Genomic DNA, 23,030 nt, shown 5'->3' on the forward strand with positions numbered 1-23,030 from the left:
TTGCTTCGAATGCGTCAGGCGACGGCGCCCTGCTGGCGCAGTTCGGCGATCTCTCCCGCGGCGAAGCCCAGCGTGGCGAGCACGGCGTCGGTGTCGTCGCCACAGGCCGGGGCTGCCGGGGGGGCAGCGCGGGGCGCGTCGCCCAGGGTGTAGGGCAAGGCCAGCGCGGCATGCCGCGTGCCGTCGGGCGCCGGCGCGTCGACCAGCATGCCGCTCGCGCGCACATCTGGACTCTGCAGCACCTGCGCGTAGCTGCGCACGGCACCGACCACGATCTGGTTGCGGCTGAGCAGCGCGACGCATTCCTCGCTGCTCATCGACGACAGGCAGTCACGCAATACGGCCCTCAGCTCCTTGCGGTGCTGCACGCGCAACGCGTTGCTGCGAAACCGGGGATCGGCGATCAGTTCCTCGCGCCCCACGACCCGGCAGAAGCGGGCCCAATGGTCCTCGGCGTAGGCCGACAACACGATGTGGCCGTCGCGCGTGGGGACCACCTCGGCCGCAGGCGCGTTGTTGGGCTGGCCGTCGCCGATGCGCGTGGGCTCGGGTGCACCGCCCAGGTAGTCGCACCAGGTCGTGGCTTGCAGGTGCATCGCCACCTCGAGCAGGGACGTGCGCAGCGTCTCGCCCCGGCCGGTGCGCGCCCGACCGTACAACGCCGCCAGCACGGCCTGCGCGCCCAGGTGGGCCGCGGCGGCGTCGATGATCGGTACGCCCACCTTCTGCGGCAGCCGGTCGGCCTCTCCGGTGACGGACATGAGCCCGCTCTCCGCCTGCGCGGCGATGTCGTAGCCCGGCCGTTCGCTCGACGGGCCGTGGTGGCCAAAACCCGAGATCGAGAGGTAGACGAGTGCCGGGAAGCGCCCGCGCACCTCCGCCGGGCCGAAACCCAGCGCCTCGACGGCACCCGGTCGCAGGTTCTGGATCAGCACATCGCTGCGGCCGATCAGCCGCCAGGCGATCTCGCGGCCCGCCTCGCTCTTGAGATCGAGCGCGATCGACTGTTTGCCGCGGCTATAGGCCCGGATCATCGATTCCCCGTAGCTGCCGATATGGCGGGCCTGGTCGCCTGCCAGCGGTTCGACCTTGATCACCTCGGCACCCAGTTCGGCCAGCACCATTGCCGCCCCGGGGCCCGCGATGTATTGGCCCAGGTCCAGCACGCGCACGCCCTCGAGAGGGGTGGCGGGTGTCGATGTCTCTTTGTCTTGGATGCGCATGGGCAGGACCTTATCCCCGCCGTCGATTCTTGAAAATTCGATAATCGTGAGGGAGTGATCACGATTCGGAATAGAGACAAGGAGAGTCCATGGACGCCACCACCGGCCGCCTCGTGCGCAAGCTTCGGTTGCGCCACCTCGAACTGCTCGCAGTGCTCGCCGAGGCGGAGACCATGCGAAGCGCGTCCGCGCAGCTGCATCTGAGCCAGCCGGCCATCAGCAAGATGCTCGGCGAGATCGAGGCCTGTTTCGGCGCGCGTCTGTTCGAGCGCAACCATCAGGGCGTTCATCCGAACGCATTGGGCGCTGCAGCGGTCTTCCATGCCCGGTCGGTGCTGAATCAGCTGGCGCGCGCCACCGAGGACGTCGGCGCGATGCAGCAGGGCGCGCATGCCGTGCTGCGCGTGGGCGCGCCGTCCGTCACGGCCACCGTGCCGGCGGCGATCGCACGGCTGCGCGAACGCATGCCTGGCGCCGCGGTGCAGATTCGCGAAGGGCGGGTGCATGAGCTGATCCAGCGCCTGCTGGCGGGCGAGCTCGATTGTGTCTATGGTGCCGTGACGCCCGAGCTCATCGCCGCAGACATCACGCCGCTGCTGGAGCCCGTCGCGATGCTGCAGGACGAGCTTTGCGTGCTGGCTTCAACGTCGCACAAGGGCGGCCCCGGTAGCGGCCGTCGACGGCTGCGATGGAGCGACCTCGGCGCCTCGCCATGGCTGCTGCCGCCCAAGGACACGCTGGTGCGCCAGGCCTTCGTGACGGCGTTCCTGAATGACGGCGCGACGCCGCCCGTGCCGGTCATCGAGGCGATATCGTCCGTGACCATCGGCGCACTGATGCGACAGGACCCATCGCTGCTGTGCGCGGTGCGGCTGGAGCACGCCATGGACGAGATCGCGCGCGGCGGCGTGCGGCGGCTCGAGATCGCGCCCAAGGTGCCACTGCCGTCTTTCGGGCTCTTTCTTCGTCGCGACGGCATGGAGCGCCCCCAGGTGCTGCTGGCCTTCGCCGACGCAGTAAAGGCCGCCGCCACGCGCCTTGGAGCGCCACGTCGTCGCGCTTTGGCGGCTCCGGTGGCGTAGAAGGCGTTCATTGCCGCACACGCAGTGCGTGAACAAGAGCAGCCTCATCGAGTGTCTGAGGTGATGCGCGCAGCTCCGGCGCAGTGACCGCCGCATCGTGAGAGGGAGACGTGGAGATCTTGTCCCTTGCGAGGTCGAATCCGGCGCAAAGATACCTGCCTCGCTAGGTTCCACACTCCCTTCTCTGTGGGCGAGGCCTATCGGTCACGGGGGGTTCACTTGCTGCTAGTGCCAATCTTGAATTCCGGGGCCGCGCCTGTACTGAGCACTGAAGTGCGCTCTGGATGGCGCAACCTTCGTCCACGAGGACCGGTCAGGCCCCTGGGTGCCGCGCTGCGGCCGTCTACGACGCCTCGCGCTGTGCTCGCGATCGGCATCCGTATGTCCGCCGAGGTTAGGGAGGCAGAAAAGTAGCACGGTCGAAATTTCTGGTGATCGCCCTGTCAGGTGGCGTGGACGGCGGCAGCGTCTGTTGCCGTAGCGCAAGCAATACGGCGGTCGGCTCCAGCACGATGCGGAACTTGTTGCTGCTGGTGTCGCTGTTTGGCGCCATGAACCGGCGCGCCGGAGTCTCGACGACGTCACCGCCGCGCCGAGTCACTCGACCGTCATGAAGCAGCCCTAGCATCCACTTCGACATGCCCCCGGGCGGCGGCCTTCGCCGGGCGTTTCGAATCCATGCGGCATGACCTTCCCTTTCTTCTTCGACTGGCCAACCTTGCGCTCGCGGGCTGCATGGCGTTGCTCGCGGTGAGTGCGCGCGCTCAGCCGCAGGAGGCCGTGGCGAAGGAAGAGGGGCAGGGCGCGGCACGCCTGTCGTTCGACATTCCGCGTCAGCCGCTGCACGCGGCGCTCGAGCAGTACGGCCTGCGCACCGGCCTGCCGGTGTTCTTCGACGCAACGCTCGTCGCAGGGCGCGAATCGAGCGCCGTTCGGGCCGAGGCGACGCCCGCGCAGGCGCTGCACGCCTTGCTGCAGGGCACCGGCCTGGTGGCGGACTACTCGGGCACCGGCACCTCCACGGCCTTCGTGCTCAAACGCGCACCCGCCGGCGCGGCAGGCGAGGATGCGGCCACGCCGCCGGCCGCACCGCCCGACCGCCGCTACGACGGCCTCGTGCAGACCCGCATCTGGGAAGCCTTCTGCGCCAATCCGCGCACCGTGCCCGGCAGCTATCGCGCCGCCATGCGCTTCGTGATCGACGGCACCGGGCGCATCGCCAACGCCTTCCTCCTGCACACCAGCGGCGACCGCGCGCGCGACGGCGCGATCCTGGACACGCTGCGCCAGATCCGCATCGACCGGCCGCCCCCGCCCGACATGGCGCAGCCGCTCACGATGCTGATCCTGCCGCGCTCGCAGACGCCTGGGCTCGAATGCCCGGCGCACCGCTGAGGCGACGCCCGCCATGCCCGAGAACGCACTGCCGGCGCTGCGCAACTTCCTGGTCTCGCGCTACGACGAGCTCAAGCAGCGGCTCGCGCGCCGCCTGGGCAACGCCGACCGGGCGGGCGACGCGCTGCAGGACACCTGGCTGCGGCTGGAAAGCCGCGACGACATCGACGGCGTGCGCGACCCCGCCTCGTACCTGCTGCGCATGGCCGTCAACCTGGCCTACGACGAACTCGGCAAGCAGGGCCGGCTCGCCACGTCCGAGGAAATCGACGCCCTGCTCGACGAGGCGCCTGACCCTGCCGCAGGCCCTGCGCAGATTGCCGAAGACCGCTCCGAGATGGCGGCGCTCGCGGCGCTCATCGCGCGCATGCCGCCGCGCCGCCGGCAGGTGCTGGTGATGGTCCGCTGGGAGCACCTGCCGCAGCGCGAGGTGGCCGCGCGGCTCGGCATCTCGCTGCGCACGGTGGAGAAGGAACTGAAGGATGCGCACGATTTCTGCGCGGCCCGCATGGGCCGGCCCCGCGATGCGCGCGGAGACCATGAAAAATAAAATGCGGTTCGCCGCCCCCGCAACCGTCTTATGGATATGAGCATCCGCGTCGATCCCGAGCAGACAGCCCAGCTGCAGCGCGAGGCGCAGGCGTGGCTGCGCCGTCTCACTTCCGGCAAGGCCACGCAGCGTGACCTCGAGGGCTTGCGCCGCTGGCGGGAGACGAGCGTGCTGCATGCGCAGGCCTTCGCCGAGGCCAGGCGGCTGTGGAAGGCGCTCGAGCCGGCCATCGGCCAGGCGACGGCGCAGCAGCCGGAGCTCCTGGCCGAACACCGGCAGGCCATGCGCCAGCCGGCGCGGCAGCCGGTGCTCGCGCGCCGCGCGTTCCTCGGCGCCGCGGTAGGCGCGGCCGGCGCGGCAGGCGTCGCCGCTGCCGTGTACCCGCCGCTCGCGCTGTGGCCGTCGGTGAACGAATGGAACGCCGACTTCCGCACCGCCACCGGCGAACAGCGTTCGGTCGCGCTGGCCGATGGCGTCGGCCTGGTGCTCAACACGCAGACCAGCGTGCAGCGCCAGACGCTCGACGGCCGCACGGTCGGCATCGACCTGATCGCCGGCGAGGCGGCCGTCGAGCTTTCTCCGGCATCGGGCGCCTCCGTCATGGGAGGCCAGTCGTTCCGCGTGGTCGCAGGCGCGGGCCGCAGCGACGCGCAGGCAGGCCGCTTCGAGGTGCGCTACATCGACGGCGGCGCCTGCGTCACCTGCATCGAGGGCAGCGTGCAGGTCACGCATGGGGCCGGCGCGCGCACCTTGCTGGCGGGCCAGCAGGTGGTGTACGACGCGGCCTCGATCGGCGGCGCCACCGCCGTGCAGGGCGCGGACATCTCGGCCTGGCGCACCGGCGTGCTGGTGTTCCGCCAGACCCCGCTCTCGCATGTCGTCGCGGAAATCAACCGCTACCGCCCGGGCCGCGTGGTGCTGCTGGCGCGCGCGCTGGCCGACCGGCCGGTGAGCGGGCGTTTCGCCATCGCATCGCTCGACACGGTGCTGCTCCAGATCCAGCGCTCGTACGACCTCTCGGCGCGCACCCTGCCCGGTCACGTGCTGGTGCTTAGCTGATATTTGTGACAACACGATTGGCCTCAGGCGCCGGTCAGGATTGAAAAAGTTAGCGGTTTTGTTTGCGCCGTCCTGTCTGTCCAGTAAGGGCCACGAAATCAGTGCCCGTGCACTTCACTCTTTACCGGGCGCCAGATGAACACATACGAGAGACATGACAGCCGCAGGACGGACGCTGTCATGCCAGCGAGGAGCTTCCGCATTTCGCCGTTGGTGCAGGCCATTGCCATGGCACTGGCCGCCGGCACGACCGCCACGGCCGTCGTGCCGGCCCATGCGCAGCAGGCGTTCAGCCCCGCGTGGATGGCGCAGAAGAACATGGCGCAGGGCGCGGCCGCCGCCACCGGACGCCTGCCCAACGGCATGCCCGCGTCGATGCTCACGAGCCCGCAGGCGCAGCAGCAGCGCGCCAACGAGCAGCTGCAGCAGTCGATCAGCAACCTGAACCTCGCCGCGCGCGGCATCGCGGCGCAGCAGGCGGCACAGGCCGCGGCGCGCGCAGCCGCGCAGAACGACCCTTCGTCGGTGCCCGACGGCTTGGCCGAAGGCGGCCTGAAGGTCGACACAAAGAGCCTCACCGCGGGCTGGGCCAACGCCAACGCCCCGGTGCAGTCGCAGCAGCCCGACGGCCGCACGAACGTCGCGATCCAGCAGACGGGCGACAAGGCCATCCTGAACTGGGAGACCTTCAACGTCGGCAGGAACACCACCGTCGATTTCAAGCAGCAGGCCGACTGGACGGTGCTCAACCGCGTCAACGACCCGCAGGCGCGGCCGTCGCAGATCCAGGGGCAGATCAGGGGCGACGGCACGGTGCTCATCGCCAACCGCAACGGCGTGGTGTTCAGCGGCAGCAGCCAGACCGACACGCGCAACCTCGTGGCCGCGGCGGCGAAGATCAGCGACGAGCAGTTCAGGACCAGCGGCATCTACAGCGCGGGCACCGCGCCGAGCTTCACCGACGCGCAGGGCAAGGTGGAAGTACAGGCCGGCGCGCGCATCGCCACGCGCACTCCCACGATCTCCACCGACGGCGGCGGCTACGTGCTGCTGGTCGGCCAGGAAGTGCACAACGCCGGCGACATCGCCACGCCCAGGGGGCAGGCCGCGCTCGCGGCCGGCGACAGCTTCCTCATCAGGAAGGGAGCGGGCACGGGCGGCAACCAGGCCTCCACCACGCGCGGCAACGAGGTCACGCCGCAGCTCGCCGCCGGCAGTCTCGCGGGCAAGGTCGTCAACACCGGATCGATCGTCGCCCGCGAGGGCGACGTGACGCTGGCGGGGCGCGACGTGCAGCAGAACGGCGTGGCGCTGGCCACCAGCACGGTCAACAACCGCGGCACCGTCCACCTCTCGGCCGTGGGCGAAGGCGGCACGGTCGCGCTCGGGCAGGGCGCCGCCACGGCGGTGGTGATCGAGGACGACGGCAAGACCACCGCGCTGGACAGCCAGCGCGACGGCCTGCGCGGCCCCGTGCTGGCCAGCGGCCCGGAGATCGTGGCGGTGAGCGACCGCCGCGACCAGTCGCGCATCGAGATCGCGAGCAGCGGCACGGTCGACTTCCAGGCCGACTCCCTGACACTCGCGACGGGCGGCCAGGTCGCGGTCGTCGCGGCCGGGCGCACGCTGGTGCGCGACCGCGCGCAGATCGACGTCTCGGGCGCGGTCGGCGTCAGCCTGGCGATGGAGAGCAACAACGTCAAGGTCAACGTGCAGGGCAACGAGCAGCGCGATGCGCCGCTCAACCGCGACGGCAAGAGCCTCAACAACAACGACGTGTGGATCGACCGGCGCAGCCTCGTCTTCGTGCCCAAGGGCACCAACGGCTACACGAGCGACCGCTGGTACACCGCCGGCGGGCTGCTGGAGGTGGGCGGCTATCTCGGCACCGAGGGCCACACCGCCAGCGAATGGATGGCGCAGGGCGGCACGGTGAGCTTCGGTGGCGCCGAGGTCGTGACCCAGGCCGGCTCGAGCATCAATCTCTCGGGCGGCACGCTCAACGTGCAGACCGGCTTCATCCACCAGACCTGGCTCAAGGGCGCCGACGGCCGCCTGTACGAGGTCTCGAAGGCGCCGGGCGACCAGCGCTACGAAGGCCTCTACCGCGGCTTCGAGGACGAGCACAAGCGCTGGGGCGACAAGACCACCGGCTTCTTCTACAACCCGTTGATCGGCCCGCAGCAGCGCCTGGAAAACGGCTACACGGTCGGGCGCGATGCCGGCCGGCTGGTGGTCGGCACCCAGGCGGCGGTGATCGAAGGCGGCATCACCGCCGAGGCCTTCCAGGGCCTGCGCCAGACCCAGGCGCCGCAAGCGGCGCTCGACGGCTACGACCAGTCGCACGACGCGGCTTCGCGGCGTGGCCAGTTCATCGTCGGCGACTACACGCCGATGTTCGACCGGCGCACGGGCGCGACGAACTACCTGTTGAGCGCCGCCCTGGACCGGGTGGAGCTCAGGGAGATGGGCGACGCGAACGAGCGCATCGCCGCGGCGCTGGACTTCGGCACCGCGCTGCCAGCCGACCGCAAGGATCGCCTGCTGCTCGACACCGCACACCTCAACAGCCTGGGGTTGGGCGCCGTGCGGATCGCTGCGCGCGAACGCATCGAGCTCAATGCCGACCTGCAGGTGGCTGCGGGCGGCAACATCACGCTGTACGGCAACGACGTCGCGGTGCAGGCCAACCTGACCGCGCATGGCGGCAGCATCGCGCTGGGCAACGTGCTCGCGCAGCCGGCCACGGGCAACACCCTCGAGTCGATCGTGAACACGAGGGCGCCGCGCGGCCATGTGGCGCTGGCGGAGCATGTGAAGCTCGATGCGAGCGGCCTGTGGCGGAACACGGAGCTCGACCCGCTCGCGCAGGACGTGGCCTATGCGAACGGCGGCAGCGTGTCGATCCGCGGCACTGGCGACGTGGCCTTGCACGACGCGAGCGAGATCGATGTGTCCTCGGGCGCGGTCATGCGTGCCGGCGGCAAGACGCAGGCCGGCAAGGGCGGCAACGTGACGCTCGCCACCACCACGCCCACCGGCACGCTGCGCATCGATCCCGGCGCGCAGCTGCGCGGCCACGGCGTCGCGGGCGGCGGCACGCTGTCGATCCAGGCGGGCAACGTGCTGATCTCCGACGCGCCGGCAGGCACCGACACGCCCGATGCCGGCACGCTGGTGCTCGGCGGCAACTTCTTCGACAAGGGCTTTTCCGCCTACGAGGTCACCGGCGGCGAAGGGCTGACCGTGGCCGAAGGCACGCAGGTCGTCGTGAACATGCCGGTGTACCGCTTCCGTGACGACGCGCGCCGCATAGCGAGCGATGCGGCCGCGGCGCAGGCGCTCGCGCTGTGGACGCCGCCGCTCCACGAGGAAGACCCGGTCAAGGCCGTGCTCCAGCAGCGCAAGGGCGCGAGCCTGACCCTGCAGGCGGGCCGCAGCACGTTGACCGAGATCGATCCGGCGACGAGCACGCTCGCCATCGGGCGCGGCGCGCGCATCGAGGTCGATCCGGGCCAGACGATCGCGCTGCGCGGCGCCGGCCAGATCACGGTCGACGGAACCCTGGTCGCGCACGGAGGCAGCATCGACGTGCGGCAGCAGCAATACGGCTTCCTCGACGTGGCCGAGCTCACGCCGAACGCCGACGGCAAGGTGCACACGCGCTCGATCTGGATCGGCGACAACGCGGTGCTCGACGTGTCGGGCCACGCCCACACGGCCACCGACGCGCAGGGGCGGACGTACGGCAGCGTGGAGCGCGGCGGCAGCATCGTGCTGGGCGGCGCGATCGACCACGACCTGGCCACCGCCACTTCGGCCGACGCCTACCTGATCGTGCGGCCGGGCGCGAAGCTCGACGCCTCGGGCGCACAGGCGCTGCTGGACGTGCCGGGCCTCGGCCCCACGAACGTCGCCACCGACGGCGGGCGCATCTCGCTGAGCTCGTACCTCGGCCTGCACATCGACGGCTCGCTGCGCGCGGCGGCCGGCGGCGCGGGGGCGGCGGGCGGGTCGCTCGACATCGCGCTCGAATCGCCGCTGTATGCCGCCACCGGCCTTGCCCGGGCGCAGCAGGAAGCGATCGTCCCGCGCGAGCTCGTGGTGTCGCAATCGCAGGCGCAGCCCTCGTTGCTGGCCGACAGCCTCGCGCCTGGCCAGGCCGATGCGGCGCTGCGCTACGGCAAGACCACGCTGTCGGCAGACCGGCTGGGTGCCGGCGGCTTCGACAACCTCACGCTGCTGGCCAACGGCCAGCTCTCTTTCGACGGCGACGTGTCGCTGCGCATGGGCCAGAGCCTCACGCTGTTCTCGAGTTCGCTGTCGCTCGCGGAGTCGTCGAGCGCGTCGGCGCGCGTGCAACTGGCCGCGCCCTACGTCAAGCTGTCGGGCACGGGCGCGTACTACGCGACCACCGGCATCCTGCGCCCGCGCATGCTGCACGGCATGACCCCGCTGGACTCGCAGGCGGTGTTCTCCGTCCAGGCCGGCCAGTTGCTCGACCTGGGCAACAGCCTGTCCTTCGGCACCGAGGGCCGCTATGCGATGCAGAGCGAGTTCACGCCGGTGCACGTGGAGCGGCGCGGTTTCGAGAAGGTCGAGCTGGCGAGCGACGGCGACATCCGCTTCCTGCTGGCCAACGACAACGACGCGCGCTCGCGCCTGTGGACGCACGGCGGCCTCACGCTCGCGGCGGCGCAGCTCTATCCCGAGACCGGCGCGATCGCCGTGGTGAACGCGGGCTACCGCATGGACCCGGTGCTGCTGCGCACCGTGTTCGACGCCGACAGCCCGCTGCGCATCGAGCGCCGCGGCGAGGCGCCGGCCGGCGTACCGTCCTCGGCCTTCGGCGCGCTCGAGTTCGGCGCCGCCGTGATCGAGCAGGGTGGCGTGCTGCGCGCGCCGCTGGGCAACATCCGCCTGGGTACCGACCTCGAGCAGGGCGGGCTGCGCGTGGCGCTGCTGCCGGGCAGCATCACCTCGGTCAGCGGTGCCGGACTGGTCATGCCCTACGGCGGCACCACCGACGGCATCGACTACAGCTACGGCGGGCGCGCCGTGCGGCTGCTGGGCGACGGCGGCGGCGCGGGCATCCGCCTGGGGGCCGAGCACGTGGACGTGCAGGCCGGCGCGCTGCTCGACATGTCGGGCGGCGGCGAGCTCGCGGGCGCGGGCTTCATCGCGGGCCGCGGCGGCTCGACCGACGCGCGCCTGCATCCGCTGATGCAGGTCGGCGCCGACGGCCGCTTCTCGCTGCCTTCGCTGTCCACCAACGCGGTGTTAGCCATCGTGCCGGGCGTGCAGCCGGTGGCCGCGCCGGCCACCGGCCCGGCGGGCGCCTCGCCGATCGCGGTGGGCCGGCAGATCACCATCGGCGCCGGCGTGCCGGGGCTGCCCGCGGGCACCTACACGCTGATGCCCTCGACCTATGCGCTGCTGCCGGGCGCCTTCCGCGTGGAGCTCAACGGCGCGGCGAAAAGCGTCGGCCCCGCGGGGCAGGCGCTGGCGATGCGCAACGGTTCCTGGGCCAGCACCGGGCAGCTGTCGGTGGCCGGCACCGGCGTGCGCGACAGCCTTCCCACGCAGGTGATCGTGACCTCGGCCGACGTGCTGCGCACGTACTCGCAATACAACGAGACCAGCTACGCCGACTTCGTGCGGGCCGACGCCGCACGCGTGGGTGTGCCGCGCGCGGTGCTGCCGGCCGATGCCGGTTCGCTGACCTTCGTGCTCAGCGCCGGGCGCAGCGACATGTCGCTGGACTTCGAGGGCCTCGCGCGCTTCCAGGCGGCCGAGGGCGGGCGCGGCGGCAGCGCCGTGCTGCTGGGTGGCCTGATCGAGGTGGTGGGCACTGGCCAATCGCGCACGCCGGGCTTCGAGGGCGCCTCGGTGCGCGCGGACACGCTCAACGGCCTGCACGCCGAGCGGCTGGTGGTCGGCGCACGGCCCGCCGTGGTCTACGGGCAGAGCGGGCGCTATGTCGGCTTCAACGACGTGGCGAGCGACGTGACGCTGCGCGCGGGCGCATTGCTGAAGGCCCCCGAGGTGTTCCTGGCAACGCGCCGCGACATGGCCGTCGAGGCCGGCGCCGGCATCTCCACGCTGGGCCAGGGCGCGGCCATCTACGACGCGGCCGACGGCTTCGTCTACCAGCCCGACACGTCGAACCTGCTGGCCGTGTCGAACGGCCGGCTCGACGTGCTGGCGCCTGCCGCCGCGGGCAAGGGCTCGATCCGGCTGGGCGTGTGCAACAGCGCGTCGTGCAGCGCCAACGCCACGCTGTACTCCGAAGGCACGATCACGGCCGCCACCAACGGCAGCTTCGAGCTCGACGAGGCCGCGCGCTACGGCACGCGCCACCTCGCGCTGGCGGTGGGCGCGGTGAACGCCGGCTCGGCCGCCGCGCTGGCCGACGCGCAGTCGCGCGGCGTACTGGCGAGCGGCCTCACGCTCAACCAGGAGGTGCTGCAGCGCCTGCTGAACGGCGACAGCAGCACCGGCGCGCCGGCGCTCGAGTCGCTCACGCTCACGGCACGCGACGCCGTCAACTTCTACGGCAACGTCACGCTCGACACCATCGATCCGGCCACGGGCAAGTCGCGGCTGGACACGCTGGTGCTTGGCACCCCGGCGATCTACGGCGCGGGTTCGGCGGGCGATGTGGCGACCATCCGCACGCGCAACCTGATCTGGAGCGGCGCCACGCAGGCGCCGGGCACCGTGGCGAGCGGCGGCGCGGGCACGGGCAGCGGCACGCTCGACATCCAGGCCGAGCGCATCGAGCTCGGCGACATGCCGCATGCGGTGAACAACGGGCAGGACGACGACGCGCGCCTCGCGCTCGGCTTTTCCACCGTGAAGCTGGGTGCCAGCGAGCGCCTGACCAGCAGCCGCAAGGGCAGCCTCGCGGTCTACCAGAGCCAGGGCGCGTACGAGACCGGCAAGGGCTACACCTACAGCGGCGGCAACCTCGAGATATCGACGCCGCTGCTCACCGGCGACGCCGGCGCGGTCGGCAGCATCACGGCCGGCGGCAGCCTGCGCATCGGCGCGCCCGGAGGCGGCGCGCGCGGCGCGGATCTGGCCAAGGGCGTGCAGGCGCTGGGTGCCGACCTCTCCTTCGAGGCGCGCGACATCGTGGTGGACACCGCCATCGTGCTGCCCACCGGCAAGCTCACGATGAAGGCGCAGGGCGACATCACGCTGGCCGACGGTGCGCTGCTCGACGTGGGCGGCCGCAAGCTGGCCTTCAACGACCTCGACAAGTACAGCTGGGGCGGCGACATCGACCTCGAGAGCCGGGCCGGCAGCATCCGCCAGGCGGCCGGCGCGACCATCGACCTGTCGGCGCAGCAGAACCGCGCCGGCACGCTGAAGGCGGTGGCGCTGGACGCGTCGGCCGGCGTGGTCGACCTGCAGGGCCGCATCCTCGGCGCCGGCAGCGGCCACTACGATGCCGGCGGCACGCTGGTGCCGTTCAAGGCGGGCAGCGTGGACATCCGCGCGCAGCGCCTGGGCGACGGCGGCACGCTCGACGACCAGTTCGCGAGCCTCAACCAGCGCCTGAACGACGGCGCGGTGTTCGGCAACCGCAGCTTCCAGCTGAAGCAGGGCGACCTCGCCATCGGCAACGGCCTGAAGGCCGGCGAGGTGAACGTGTCGGTCGACAACGGCAGCCTCACGGTGCTGGGCACCATCGACGCCAGCGGCGAGCGCGTGGGCAGCATCCGCCTGGCGGGCAAGCACGGACTGACGATCGGCGGCGCCGCGGTGCTCGACGCGCACGGCACGGTGCTGCGCGTGGACAGCCGTGGCCAGATCATCGACGCGCCCAACCGCGCCATGGTCGAGCTCAACGGCGGCGACGGCGTGCTCACGCTGGCCGGCGGCGCGCGCATCGACCTGCGCCACGGCACCGGCGCCACGGTGGGCACCCAGCCCGGCCAGCACGACGGCCAGAAGCGCGGCACGCTGGAGCTGTACGCGGCGCGCACCGGCGAGACCAGCGGCGACATCCGGATCGACGCCAGCGGCAGCCTGGCCATCGACGGCGCACGCTCCATCGCACTCAACGCGGTCTGGCGCTACGACGACACCGATCCGCTGGCCGTCATCAAGGACGGGCTCGACTCGATCAGCGGCCGCCCCTACCGCGAGATCACGCAGGCCTACCTCGACCAGAAGCACGTGCAGAGCACGAAGTTCATGGACGCCGCGCTCGCCAACGGCGCGCTGCTGCACGGCAAGCTCGCGGGCCTGAACAACGCCACCTACGCCGACGCGCTGCACCTGCGCCCCGGCGTGGAGATCGCGACCGACAGGGACCTGGTGGTGCAGGGCGATCTCGACCTGTCGGGCTACCGCTATGCCAGCCTCAACCCGCGCACGCAGAAGACCGGCGTGTACGGCTCGGGCGAGGCGGGCAGCCTGGTGCTGCGCGCCGCCGGCAACATGGAGGTCTACGGCACCATCAACGACGGCTTCGCGCCGCCGCCGCTCACGCCCGAGGAAGACGGCTGGGCGCTGGTGCCGGGCGTGCAGCCCTACAACGGCGACCTGGTGCTGCCGATCGGCAACGTGCGCGTGGCCGACGGCACGAGCTTTCCGTCGGGCGCCACGCTGAACTACGACCTGCCGATGCAGGCGCTGACGCTGGGCGAGGGGGTGCGCCTGCCGGCGCCTGCGACGCTGGCGCAGCCGATCACCCTGGCCGCCGGCACCGTGCTGGCCGCCGACGTGCGCGACGCGGCGGGTGCCTTGCTGCATGCGCGCGGCACGCTGCTCAAGAGCGATGTCGTGCTGCCCGCAGGCACGCAACTGGGCGCCGGCATGCTGCTGGCCAGCGGCACCGCGCTGAACGCCATGCTGTGGCCCAAGGGCGTGCCGCTGCCGTTCGCCTTCGAGAACGGCGTGCCGCGCAATACCGTGCTGCTCAGGGGCGCGCTCGACCTGCAGCGCGGCGCGCTGATTCCGTCGACGACGCGGGTGGTGCTCGAGGACGGCGTGGGCTTCATCGAACTGCGCCCCGCCAGCGACGGCACCCGCGGGCGCAACTGGGCGCTGGCGCCGATGCTGGCGCCCGGCAGCGAATCGTGGTCGGTGCGGCTGGTAGCCGGCGCCGACCTGGGCGCCGCCGACACCCGCATCGCGCTGGCGAACGCCGGAAGCCTGCGCCTGGCCGACACCCACTACGGTGCGACCGCCACCAAGGGCGGCGGCACGCTGGTCTGGTCGGAGAACAACGCGTGGGGCATGCCCTCGGGACAGCCCGTGACGGCGGAAGACGAGTGGCTGTGCCAGCTGCTGGACCCGAACGACTGCGTCACCAAGACCGGCATCGCATGGGCGCCCGGCAACGGCTACGACTTCCCGGGCGGCACGCCCGTGCCGGAGGAGTACCTGCCGATCTGCGACTTCACGCCCGAGGCCTGCATCGACTACGGCTCGGCCATGAACTCGATCGCCGTGCACGGCCAGAGCCTGAGCGTGGTGCGCACCGGCACCGGTGACCTCGACCTGATCGCCTCGGGCGACATCGACGTGCGTTCGCTCTACGGCATGTACACCGCCGGCACGCAGTCGGCAGGCGTCGACGCCCGCCACAACCAGGCGCGCGGCAACGCCAACGGCGCGACCAGCGTGCTGGGCACGGGCGGCGCCGACTACGAATCGCTGGTGGCCGGCGACGGGCGCGTCTACCAGGCGTGGTTTCCCGATGGCGGCGGCAACCTCACGGTGCGCGCGGGCGGCAACCTCACGAGCGACATGCTGACCGCGACGACCCAGGACGTGTCGCAGAAGTCCACCGTCGGCGTGGGCAACTGGCTCTGGCGTCAGGGCGACGGCAGCGCGCAGCTGCCCACGGCGTGGTGGATCAACTTCGGCAGCTATGCCCGCGAACCCTCTGGCGCGTTCGGCGCGGACGTGAAGCCCTCGCTGGTCGGCTTCACCGGCTTCGGCGCGCTCGGCGGCGGCAACGTGCAGATCGAGGCCGGCGGCAACGCCGGCATGCTCGAGCGCAAGGGCACCGCGCGCAGCCAGGGGCTGGTGGTGGCGGTCGGCAGCACCGGGCGCGTGGCCGACGACGGCAGCCTCGTGCTCACCGGCGGCGGCGACATCGACATGCGCATCGGCGGCGGCGTGAACAGCTCGCAACTGGCGCGCGGCAACGCCAACAGCTCCTTCGTTCCCAACCACGACCTTCAGGGCGCACTGATCAACCTGCGCGGCGCGACGCAGCTGAGCGCGGGCTCGATCGGCGGCATGATCCTGGGCGGGCGCGACCTGAAGGACCCGCGCGCCTTCGACCCGTTCAGCTCGACCCGGGCCGAATCGACCGGCGGCCTGGTGCTCGTTCCCGGCGACTCGGCCATGCGCATCGACACGCTGGGCAACCTCGTGGTGGGCGCGGCGGCCGACCCGGGGCGCGTGAAGCTGCAGAACAGCTCGCCCTTCAGCGTGGGTTCGAGCGCCTACGGCGGCGGCGGCCTGAGCTGGTTCTCGCTGTGGACCGACCGCACCGCCATCGACCTGTTCTCCGCCGGCGGCAACCTGACCCCCAGCACGCAGATGAGCGAGTCGACCCAGACCTCGTCGATGACCAGCGCCAACGTGTCGGCCAGCGACTACCGTTATGTCTATCCGGCGATCCTGCGCGCGGTGGCCCCGGGCGGCAGCATCTACAGCGGCGCGGCCGCCAACTCGTCGAGCGACGGTGTCAACGACTTCGCGTCGATGACATCGCTGCTGCTCGCGCCGTCGCACAGCGGCCAGCTCGAGATGCTGGCAGGCGACTCGCTCTTCATGGGCCGCTACCCCATCGACCAGTCGGGCGCGGACCCGGCGGCCATGCCCGGCCCGCTGCACCCCGCGTTCTCCGGGTTCGACAACAACACGCGCGTGGCCAGCAACATCGGCACCGAGGGCTTCCGCATGGCGACGCGCACCGATCCGTTCCGGCTGTTCGCCTTCGTGCCCGAAACCTATGCGGGCACCGCCGCCGACGCGCCGCGCACACCTTCGCGCTTCTATGCGATGACGGGCGACATCGTGGGCCTGCGCAGCGGCGAGATCCTGGCGCGCGAGGACGGCCGTACCTGGTACGAGGCCGCCGCGCCGACCTGGGTGATGGCCGGGCGCGACATCGTGGGCGCCGGCACCGTGCTCGGGCAGCCCACGACAGTGAGCCTGGGCAGCGGCCTGAACACCGGCGCGGCGTCCACCGGCAACGTGGCGATCCACAACCACGCGCAGGACGTCTCGCGCGTGGTGGCGGGCCGAGACATCCTCTACAGCAGCTTCAACGTGGCAGGCCCCGGCACGCTGGAAGTGAGCGCGGGCCGCAACATCGTGATGGAAGACCGCGCCGCCGTGATGAGCCTGGGCCCGGTGACGCCGGGCGACAAGCGACCCGGCGCCAGCATCGTGATGATGGCGGGCACCGGTGCGCAGGGCGCGGACTATGCGGGCTTCCTGGCCCGCTACCTCGGCGCGGCCAACCTTGCCGACAGCGGCGCGGCGCTGGCCGACCAGCCCGGCAAGGTCGTGAAGACCTACGAGGCCGAGCTGTTCGCATGGCTGTCCGACAAGGGCAACGGCCTGGGCTTCGACGGCACGGCGAACGAGGCGCAGGCCTTCTTCGACGCGTTGCCGGCCGCGCAGCAGCGCGTGTTCGCGCGGCAGGTGTACTTCGCCGAACTCAAGGCGGGCGGGCGCGAGTACAACGACACCGAGGGCAAGCGCTTCGGCAGCTACCTGCGCGGGCGCAATGCCACCGCGGCGCTGTTTCCCGAGACCGACGCGACGGGCAAGGCCGTCAGCTACCGCGGCGACATCACGATGTACGGCTCGGGCGGCGTCAACACGCTGTTCGGCGGCGGCATCCAGATGCTGACCCCGGGCGGCGCCCAGCTGTTCGGCATCGAGGGCGACGCGCCCGTGGCCAAGGGCGGTGTCACGCCGGGCGTCATCACGCAGGGCGCGGGCGACATCTCGCTGTATTCGCTGGGCAGCATCCTGCTGGGCCAGAGCCGCATCATGACCACCTTCGGCGGTCACATCCTGGGCTGGTCGGCCGAGGGCGACATCAACGCCGGGCGCGGCTCCAAGACCACGGTGGTCTACACGCCGCCCAAGCGCGAGTACGACCAGTGGGGCAACGTCACGCTGTCGTCGAACGTGCCGAGCACCGGCGCGGGCATCGCCACGCTGGCGCCGATCCCGGAGGTGCCGGCCGGCGACATCGACCTGATCGCGCCGCTGGGCACCATCGACGCGGGCGAGGCGGGCATCCGCGTGTCGGGCAACGTGAACCTCGCGGCCCTGCAGGTGGTGAACGCGGCCAACATCGCGGTCAAGGGCGAGTCGGTGGGCATTCCGACGATCGCGGCGGTGAACGTCGGCGCGCTCACCAACGCGAGCGCGGCCGCATCGCAGGCCGCGGCCGCTGCGCAGGACGTGCTGCAGCGAGAGCGCGCGTCGCAGCGGCAGGCGCTGCCCTCGGTGTTCACCGTGCGCGTGCTGGGCTTCGGGGAAGAGCCCGCGGGCGGCGCGGGCCCGGGTGCCGGCAGCGAGGTGCGGCGCACGCCGGCGGAGCAGGCGAGCTACGACCCGTCGGGCTTCATCCAGATGGTGGGCCATGGCGCGCTGACCGACGCGCAGATCGCGCGGCTCAGCGACAGCGAGCGCCGCGGCCTGCCGCGCGGACGCTAGTTACGGCCGCGCCATGACCACGCTCATGCATGCGCCCTGCGGCGAGGCCGCAGGGCTCGACCCTGCCTCGCTGCCCGACTTCCGGGCCCTGCTGGCGGAGAACTACGCCGAGCTGCATCGCCGGCTCGCGCGCCATCTGGGCTGCGCCGATGCCGCCAGCGAGAGCCTGCACGAGGCCTGGCTGCGGCTGGCCGCTCCGCGCGTCGAGGCCCCGGTGCAAAGCCCCGTGGCCTACATCTTTCGAGTGGCGTGCAACGCTGCCGTGGACCGCCTGCGCGCGGAGCGGCCTTGGCAGTACGCGGGCGACGCCAACGACACGCTGGAACACCTGCCCGACCATTCGCCCGGCCCCGAACTGATCGCCGAGGCGCGCTCCGACCTGAAGGCGGTAGACCGTGCGATGCAGCGGCTGCCCAACCGGCACCAGGACATCCTGGTCGCGCTGCGGGTGCACGAGTTCACGCGGCACGAGGTCGCGGTGCGCCATGGCATGTCGCTGCGCAGGGTGGACACCATGATGCGGCAGGCACTGCTTCACCTGCCCGTGTCGGCCGGTGCGTCGTGCGCGCGGGCTTGAAACGACGGCTTGAAGCGGCGGCGCGAGGCGGGGAGGGCGGGCGCGCAAGGAACGAGCGCCCGCCGAAGGGCCGCCCTTGCGACGCCTACCGCGCCGGCATCAGCGGCGAGGACGGCACCGCGGCGGGCGGACGCTGCGGGTACACCGAGGTTCCGAACGTGTTGCCCATGCGGTGTTCGGTCGCGGCACGGTTGAACAGGCCGAGCTGGTTGGAAGGGCGCTGCACGATGGCCTCCGAGGCCAGGCCCTGGCCGGCCGCGCCCGGTGCTGCGGCGGACGGGCGAAGCTTGTCGGTCATGCAGTCGTAGGAAGGCACGCGCTCGCCGTTCACGGTCACCTCGATGCACGACGACGCGGGTGCCGGCGCGGCATCGGCCGCGCGTGCCGGCAAGCCGATGCCGGAAGCGAGCGCGGCCACTGCGGCCATGCCGCACAAACGAAAGCTGCCCATCCCACCTCCCACGTTGACGTGCGCCGACCGCATGCGTGAAGCCGGCAAGTCTATGCACGGCACAAGTCGAACGGAAGACGGTTCGCCCCCGCGCGGAAGCAGGAGAACAAGAGAGCAGGACCGCTGCATGCGTGCACGAGCAACGCGCGCCACTGTCGCAAAGCGGTGAAAGAAATCCGCCGTCCATCCATCGCGGCGTCGAAAGCGCAGGGCCTGTTTTCGGAGGCCCTTCTTCTTAGGCAGGCGAAACGCCCGGGTATGACTTTTTCAATGAAGTTTTTGTGACAAACGGCAGTCGCCGCGAACACCGCGCGTCTAGATAGCGGTACGCAGCAGCGACATGAAGACTCTCCATCATGTGCTGCACAGCGATTCATTCCCTAGAACGAGCTGTAGATGCACGACATGAAGAAGAACGGTCCACCGACATGCTGGAGGGCGGTGTGGCTGGCGGTGATGGCGATGGGCGCGCAGGGCGCGGTCTTCGCGCAGGCGAGCGCGCCCGAGGCCACCACCGCACCCGCGAGCAACTCCGCACCCGCACCCTCGCCCGAGAACGCGAGCGCACCCTCGGCCGCTCCCGCGCCCGCATCGGCGGAATCCGTGCGCAAGGTCGACATCGCCGAGTACATCGTGCGCGGCAACACCGTGCTCGATGAACGCGCCATCGAGAAGGCGGTCACGCCGTTCCTCGGGCCCGAGCGCACGCTGAAGGACGTGGAGGCCGCGCGCGACGCGCTGCTCGCGGCCTATCAGGCGGCGGGCTACGAGTCGGTCTACGTCGACCTGCCCGAACAGCAGGTCACGCAGGGCGTGGTGTTCCTGCAGGTCAACGAGACGCGCGTGGGCCGCGTGCGCGTTGTGGGGGCCGAATACAGCTCGCCGCTGGACGTTCGAGAGCAGGTGCCCGCGCTGAAGGAAGGCTCGGTGCCGAACTTCACGCAGGCGCAGACCGAACTCACCGCGCTGAACCGCGGTCCCAAGCGGCAGGTGATGCCGCTGGTGCGCCAGGGCACGATGCCCGGCACGATGGACGTCGACCTGAAGGTCGACGACAGCAACCCGTGGCGCGCCAGCGTGGGCCTCAACAACGACTACAGCGCCGACACGCGCAAGCTGCGCGCGAGCGCATCGCTCGGCCACGACAACCTCTGGCAGCTCGGCCACAGCGCCTCCATCAGCTTCTTCGGCGCGCCGCAGGACCTGAGCCAGACCAAGGTGTTCTCGGCCTCGTACAACGCGCCGTTCGCCGGCATCAACTGGGCCGTCGAGGGCAACGCCTACGTGTCCGACAGCAACGTGGCCACCGTGGGCGGCACCAGCGTGCTCGGCAAGGGCCACTCGTTCGGGCTGAAGGCGATCTACACCATGCCGAACGCCGGCAACTGGTGGCACGCGTTCAGCGTGGGCGTCGACTTCAAGAACAACAAGGAAGCGCTGCAGCTCGGCAGCACCGGCGACACGGTGCCGCTGAAGTACGCGCCCATCACGCTGTCGTACACCGGCCTTCGCCAGACCGAGAAGAGCCAGTACGGCGTGGGCCTGTCGCTGGTGGTGGGCACGAGCAGCTCGTTCAAGTACGGCAGCGACTGGGCCGCCTTCGACTACAAGCGCTACAAGTCCTCGCCGAGCTTCATGGTGCTGAAGACCGATCTCAACGGCACGCACACCTTCGACGGCGGCCAGCAGCTGGCCTTCCGCGTCAACGCGCAGATGACCGACTCGCCGCTGGTGTCGAGCGAACAGATCGCCGGCGGCGGCATGAACTCGGTGCGCGGCTACCTCTCGGCCGAGGCCACCGGCGACTACGGCGTGGTCGGCTCGCTCGAGCTGCGCAGCCAGCCGCTGACCTTCCTGGGCAGCTGGGTCGAGAACTGGCGCGTGTACGGCTTCGTCGATGCCGCGCGGCTGCGCCTGAAGAGTCCGCTGCCCGAGCAGGCCGACAAGTTCCAGCTCGCCTCGGTGGGCGTGGGCACGACCTTCAAGGTAGGCCAGTACTTCTCGGGCCGGGTCGATTTCGGCTATCCGCTGAAGGACGGTCCCCGCACCAAACGGCACGACGCCAACGTGAATTTCAGCCTGACCGCGAACTACTGAGCGCGCGGCTTCCGCTTCCTCTTTCCCAATTTCTTCTCTCTACGAGTTTTCCGGAGAACTGTCATGCGACGCATCCTTTTCATCGTGCTCACGCTGCTGAGCACGCTCCTGCCGGGCCTGGCCCACGCCTGGTGGCAGGCCGAGTGGTCCTACCGCAAGCCCGTCACCATCGACGGCGGTCCGCAGGCCGGCGCCATCGGCAGCGATGCCGGCCGCGTGCCGGTGCTGGTGCGCCTGCACACCGGCAACTTCAAGTTCGAGGGCGTCAGCGAAACGGGCGCCGACCTTCGCTTCGTCGCGGCCGACGACAAGACCGTGCTCAACCACCAGATCGAGCAGTTCGATCCGCTGCTGGGCATGGCGCTCATCTGGGTGGACGTGCCCAACGTGTCGGCCGGCACGCCGCAGAAGCTGTGGATGTACTACGGCAACCCCAAGGCCCCGGCCTCGGGCAACGGCCAGCGCAGCTTCGACCCCGACTACACGCTGGTCTACCACTTCGCCGAAGGCGCGGTGCCGCCGCGCGACACCACGGCCTACGGCAACAACGGCCAGACGCCTGCGGTGCCCGTCGAAGGCACGGTCATCGGCAAGGGCGCGCAGCTCGGCAACGGTGCGTTGATGCTGCCCGCCACGCCGTCGCTGGCGGTGCAGGCGGGCGGTTCGCTCACCTTTTCCGCATGGGTCAAGCCCGACCAGCTCGGTGCGCGCCAGGCCATCTATGCACGCCGCGACGGCGCCGGCGAGCTGGTGGTCGGCATCGACCAGGGCGTGCCTTTCGTGCAGGTCAACGGCCAGCGCAGCACGCCGGGCCAGCCGATCCAGGCCGGCCAGTGGTCGCACATCGCGGTGAAGGCCGAGGGCGACAGCGTCGCGCTGTTCGTCGGTGGACGCCCTGCGGTGTCGCTGGCCGCCAAGCTGCCCGCGATGAACACCGCCGCGGCGCTCGGCGCCGATGCGCCGGCCACGGCCGCCGCCGCCGCGAATGCCCAGGGCACGCAGGCCGCCGCGTTCTCGCCCTTCACCGGCGCAATCGACGAAGTGCGCCTGTCGAAGGTGGCGCGTGCCGACGCGTTGCTGCTGGCCGACGCCGTCTCGCAGGGCGCCGAGTCGCGCCTGACCGTGTTCGGCGCCGACGAGCAGCAGGCCGGCAAGAGCCACTTCGGCTTCATCCTGGCCGCGATGCCGCTGGACGCCTGGGTCGTCGTGGGGCTGCTGGGCCTGATGATGTCGCTGTCATGGGCCATCATGATCGGCAAGGGCCGCAGCTACGGCGCCACCTCGCGCGCCAACGCCGCCTTCATCGAGCACTTCCGCGAAGCCGCCGGCGCGCCGCTGGACCGCCTGGCGGTCAACAACACGGTGCCACAGGACGTGCGCGCCGACTCGTCGCTGTGGCGCCTGTACGAAGTGGCCATCGACGAGATGCGCCGCCGCCACGACCGCGGCTACGACCTGAGCGCGGTGTCGGCCGCCACCATCGGCGCCATCCGCGCCGCGATGGACGGCGTGATGGTGCGCGAGACCGAGCGCATGTCCAAGCGCATGAACTGGCTGTCGACCACCATCGAAGGCGCGCCCTACGTGGGCCTGTTCGGCACCGTGATCGGGATCATGCTGGTGTTCGTGGTGGCGGCCATGGCCGGCGCGGTGGACATCAACTCGGTGGCGCCCGGCATGGCCGCCGCGCTGCTGTGTACCGCCGCCGGCCTCGGCGTCGCGATCCCGGCGCTCTTTGGCTACAACTGGCTCGCCTCGCGCTCGGATGCCATCGGCGCCGACATGGCCGTGTTCGTCGACGAGTTCGTCACGCGCCTGGCAGAAGAGCAGGGCGAAGGCCGCTCGATGCCGCAGGTCGTCGCCAAGCGCGCCTGAGGACCAGGCA

The 23,030-nt window shown here is 71.1% G+C and carries 10 protein-coding genes; 8 read left to right on the top strand and 2 right to left on the bottom strand.

Annotated features, from left to right (window positions below):
• Positions 1–14: 14 nt before the first annotated feature.
• Entirely contained in the window at positions 15–1,223 is a 1,209-nt protein-coding gene (locus AACL56_RS33735) for a CaiB/BaiF CoA transferase family protein (protein ID WP_339095021.1), read from the bottom strand.
• 89 nt (positions 1,224–1,312) lie between these two features.
• Between AACL56_RS33735 and AACL56_RS33740 the strand changes: the two genes are divergently transcribed.
• The 6 genes from AACL56_RS33740 to AACL56_RS33765 all read left to right on the top strand — a co-directional run bounded on the left by AACL56_RS33740 (position 1,313) and on the right by AACL56_RS33765 (position 18,597).
• Entirely contained in the window at positions 1,313–2,305 is a 993-nt protein-coding gene (locus tag AACL56_RS33740) for a LysR family transcriptional regulator (protein ID WP_339095023.1), read from the top strand.
• Between the two features lie 678 nt (positions 2,306–2,983).
• Positions 2,984–3,700, top strand: a complete 717-nt coding sequence (locus AACL56_RS33745; protein ID WP_339095025.1) for a secretin and TonB N-terminal domain-containing protein — start codon at positions 2,984–2,986, stop codon at positions 3,698–3,700.
• A gap of 13 nt (positions 3,701–3,713) precedes the next feature.
• Positions 3,714–4,250, top strand: coding sequence for an RNA polymerase sigma factor (locus AACL56_RS33750; RefSeq protein WP_339095027.1), 537 nt, complete (start codon positions 3,714–3,716; stop codon positions 4,248–4,250).
• 36 nt (positions 4,251–4,286) lie between these two features.
• Positions 4,287–5,309, top strand: coding sequence for a FecR family protein (locus AACL56_RS33755; RefSeq protein ID WP_339095029.1), 1,023 nt, complete (start codon positions 4,287–4,289; stop codon positions 5,307–5,309).
• 180 nt (positions 5,310–5,489) lie between these two features.
• Positions 5,490–18,020, top strand: coding sequence for a filamentous hemagglutinin family protein (locus AACL56_RS33760; RefSeq protein WP_339095031.1), 12,531 nt, complete (start codon positions 5,490–5,492; stop codon positions 18,018–18,020).
• A 13-nt stretch (positions 18,021–18,033) separates the two neighbouring features.
• Positions 18,034–18,597, top strand: a complete 564-nt coding sequence (locus AACL56_RS33765) for an RNA polymerase sigma factor (RefSeq protein WP_339095033.1) — start codon at positions 18,034–18,036, stop codon at positions 18,595–18,597.
• 85 nt (positions 18,598–18,682) lie between these two features.
• Here the strand turns inward: AACL56_RS33765 and AACL56_RS33770 are convergent, their stop codons facing one another.
• Positions 18,683–19,048, bottom strand: coding sequence for a hypothetical protein (locus tag AACL56_RS33770; RefSeq protein WP_339095035.1), 366 nt, complete (start codon positions 19,046–19,048; stop codon positions 18,683–18,685).
• A 396-nt stretch (positions 19,049–19,444) separates the two neighbouring features.
• On the opposite strand from AACL56_RS33770, the gene AACL56_RS33775 reads away from it, so the two are divergent.
• A complete protein-coding gene (locus AACL56_RS33775) occupies positions 19,445–21,145 on the top strand; it encodes a ShlB/FhaC/HecB family hemolysin secretion/activation protein (protein WP_339095037.1) in 1,701 nt (566 codons plus the stop codon).
• A 63-nt stretch (positions 21,146–21,208) separates the two neighbouring features.
• A complete protein-coding gene (locus AACL56_RS33780; RefSeq protein WP_339095039.1) occupies positions 21,209–23,020 on the top strand; it encodes a DUF2341 domain-containing protein in 1,812 nt (603 codons plus the stop codon).
• Positions 23,021–23,030: the final 10 nt, after the last annotated feature.

The sequence above is a fragment of the Variovorax paradoxus genome (assembly GCF_902712855.1).
GTDB lineage: Bacteria > Pseudomonadota > Gammaproteobacteria > Burkholderiales > Burkholderiaceae_C > Variovorax > Variovorax paradoxus_Q.

What these genes read in the sequence shown, in the direction of transcription:
- AACL56_RS33775 (WP_339095037.1), top strand. Translation starts at nt 19,445, where the DNA reads ATGCACGACATGAAGAAGAACGGTCCACCGACATGCTGGAGGGCGGTG.
- AACL56_RS33740 (WP_339095023.1), top strand. Translation starts at nt 1,313, where the DNA reads ATGGACGCCACCACCGGCCGCCTCGTGCGCAAGCTTCGGTTGCGCCAC.
- AACL56_RS33780 (WP_339095039.1), top strand. Translation starts at nt 21,209, where the DNA reads ATGCGACGCATCCTTTTCATCGTGCTCACGCTGCTGAGCACGCTCCTG.
- AACL56_RS33735 (WP_339095021.1), bottom strand. Translation starts at nt 1,223, where the DNA reads ATGCGCATCCAAGACAAAGAGACATCGACACCCGCCACCCCTCTCGAG.
- AACL56_RS33770 (WP_339095035.1), bottom strand. Translation starts at nt 19,048, where the DNA reads ATGGGCAGCTTTCGTTTGTGCGGCATGGCCGCAGTGGCCGCGCTCGCT.
- AACL56_RS33755 (WP_339095029.1), top strand. Translation starts at nt 4,287, where the DNA reads ATGAGCATCCGCGTCGATCCCGAGCAGACAGCCCAGCTGCAGCGCGAG.
- AACL56_RS33760 (WP_339095031.1), top strand. Translation starts at nt 5,490, where the DNA reads ATGCCAGCGAGGAGCTTCCGCATTTCGCCGTTGGTGCAGGCCATTGCC.
- AACL56_RS33745 (WP_339095025.1), top strand. Translation starts at nt 2,984, where the DNA reads ATGCGGCATGACCTTCCCTTTCTTCTTCGACTGGCCAACCTTGCGCTC.
- AACL56_RS33765 (WP_339095033.1), top strand. Translation starts at nt 18,034, where the DNA reads ATGACCACGCTCATGCATGCGCCCTGCGGCGAGGCCGCAGGGCTCGAC.
- AACL56_RS33750 (WP_339095027.1), top strand. Translation starts at nt 3,714, where the DNA reads ATGCCCGAGAACGCACTGCCGGCGCTGCGCAACTTCCTGGTCTCGCGC.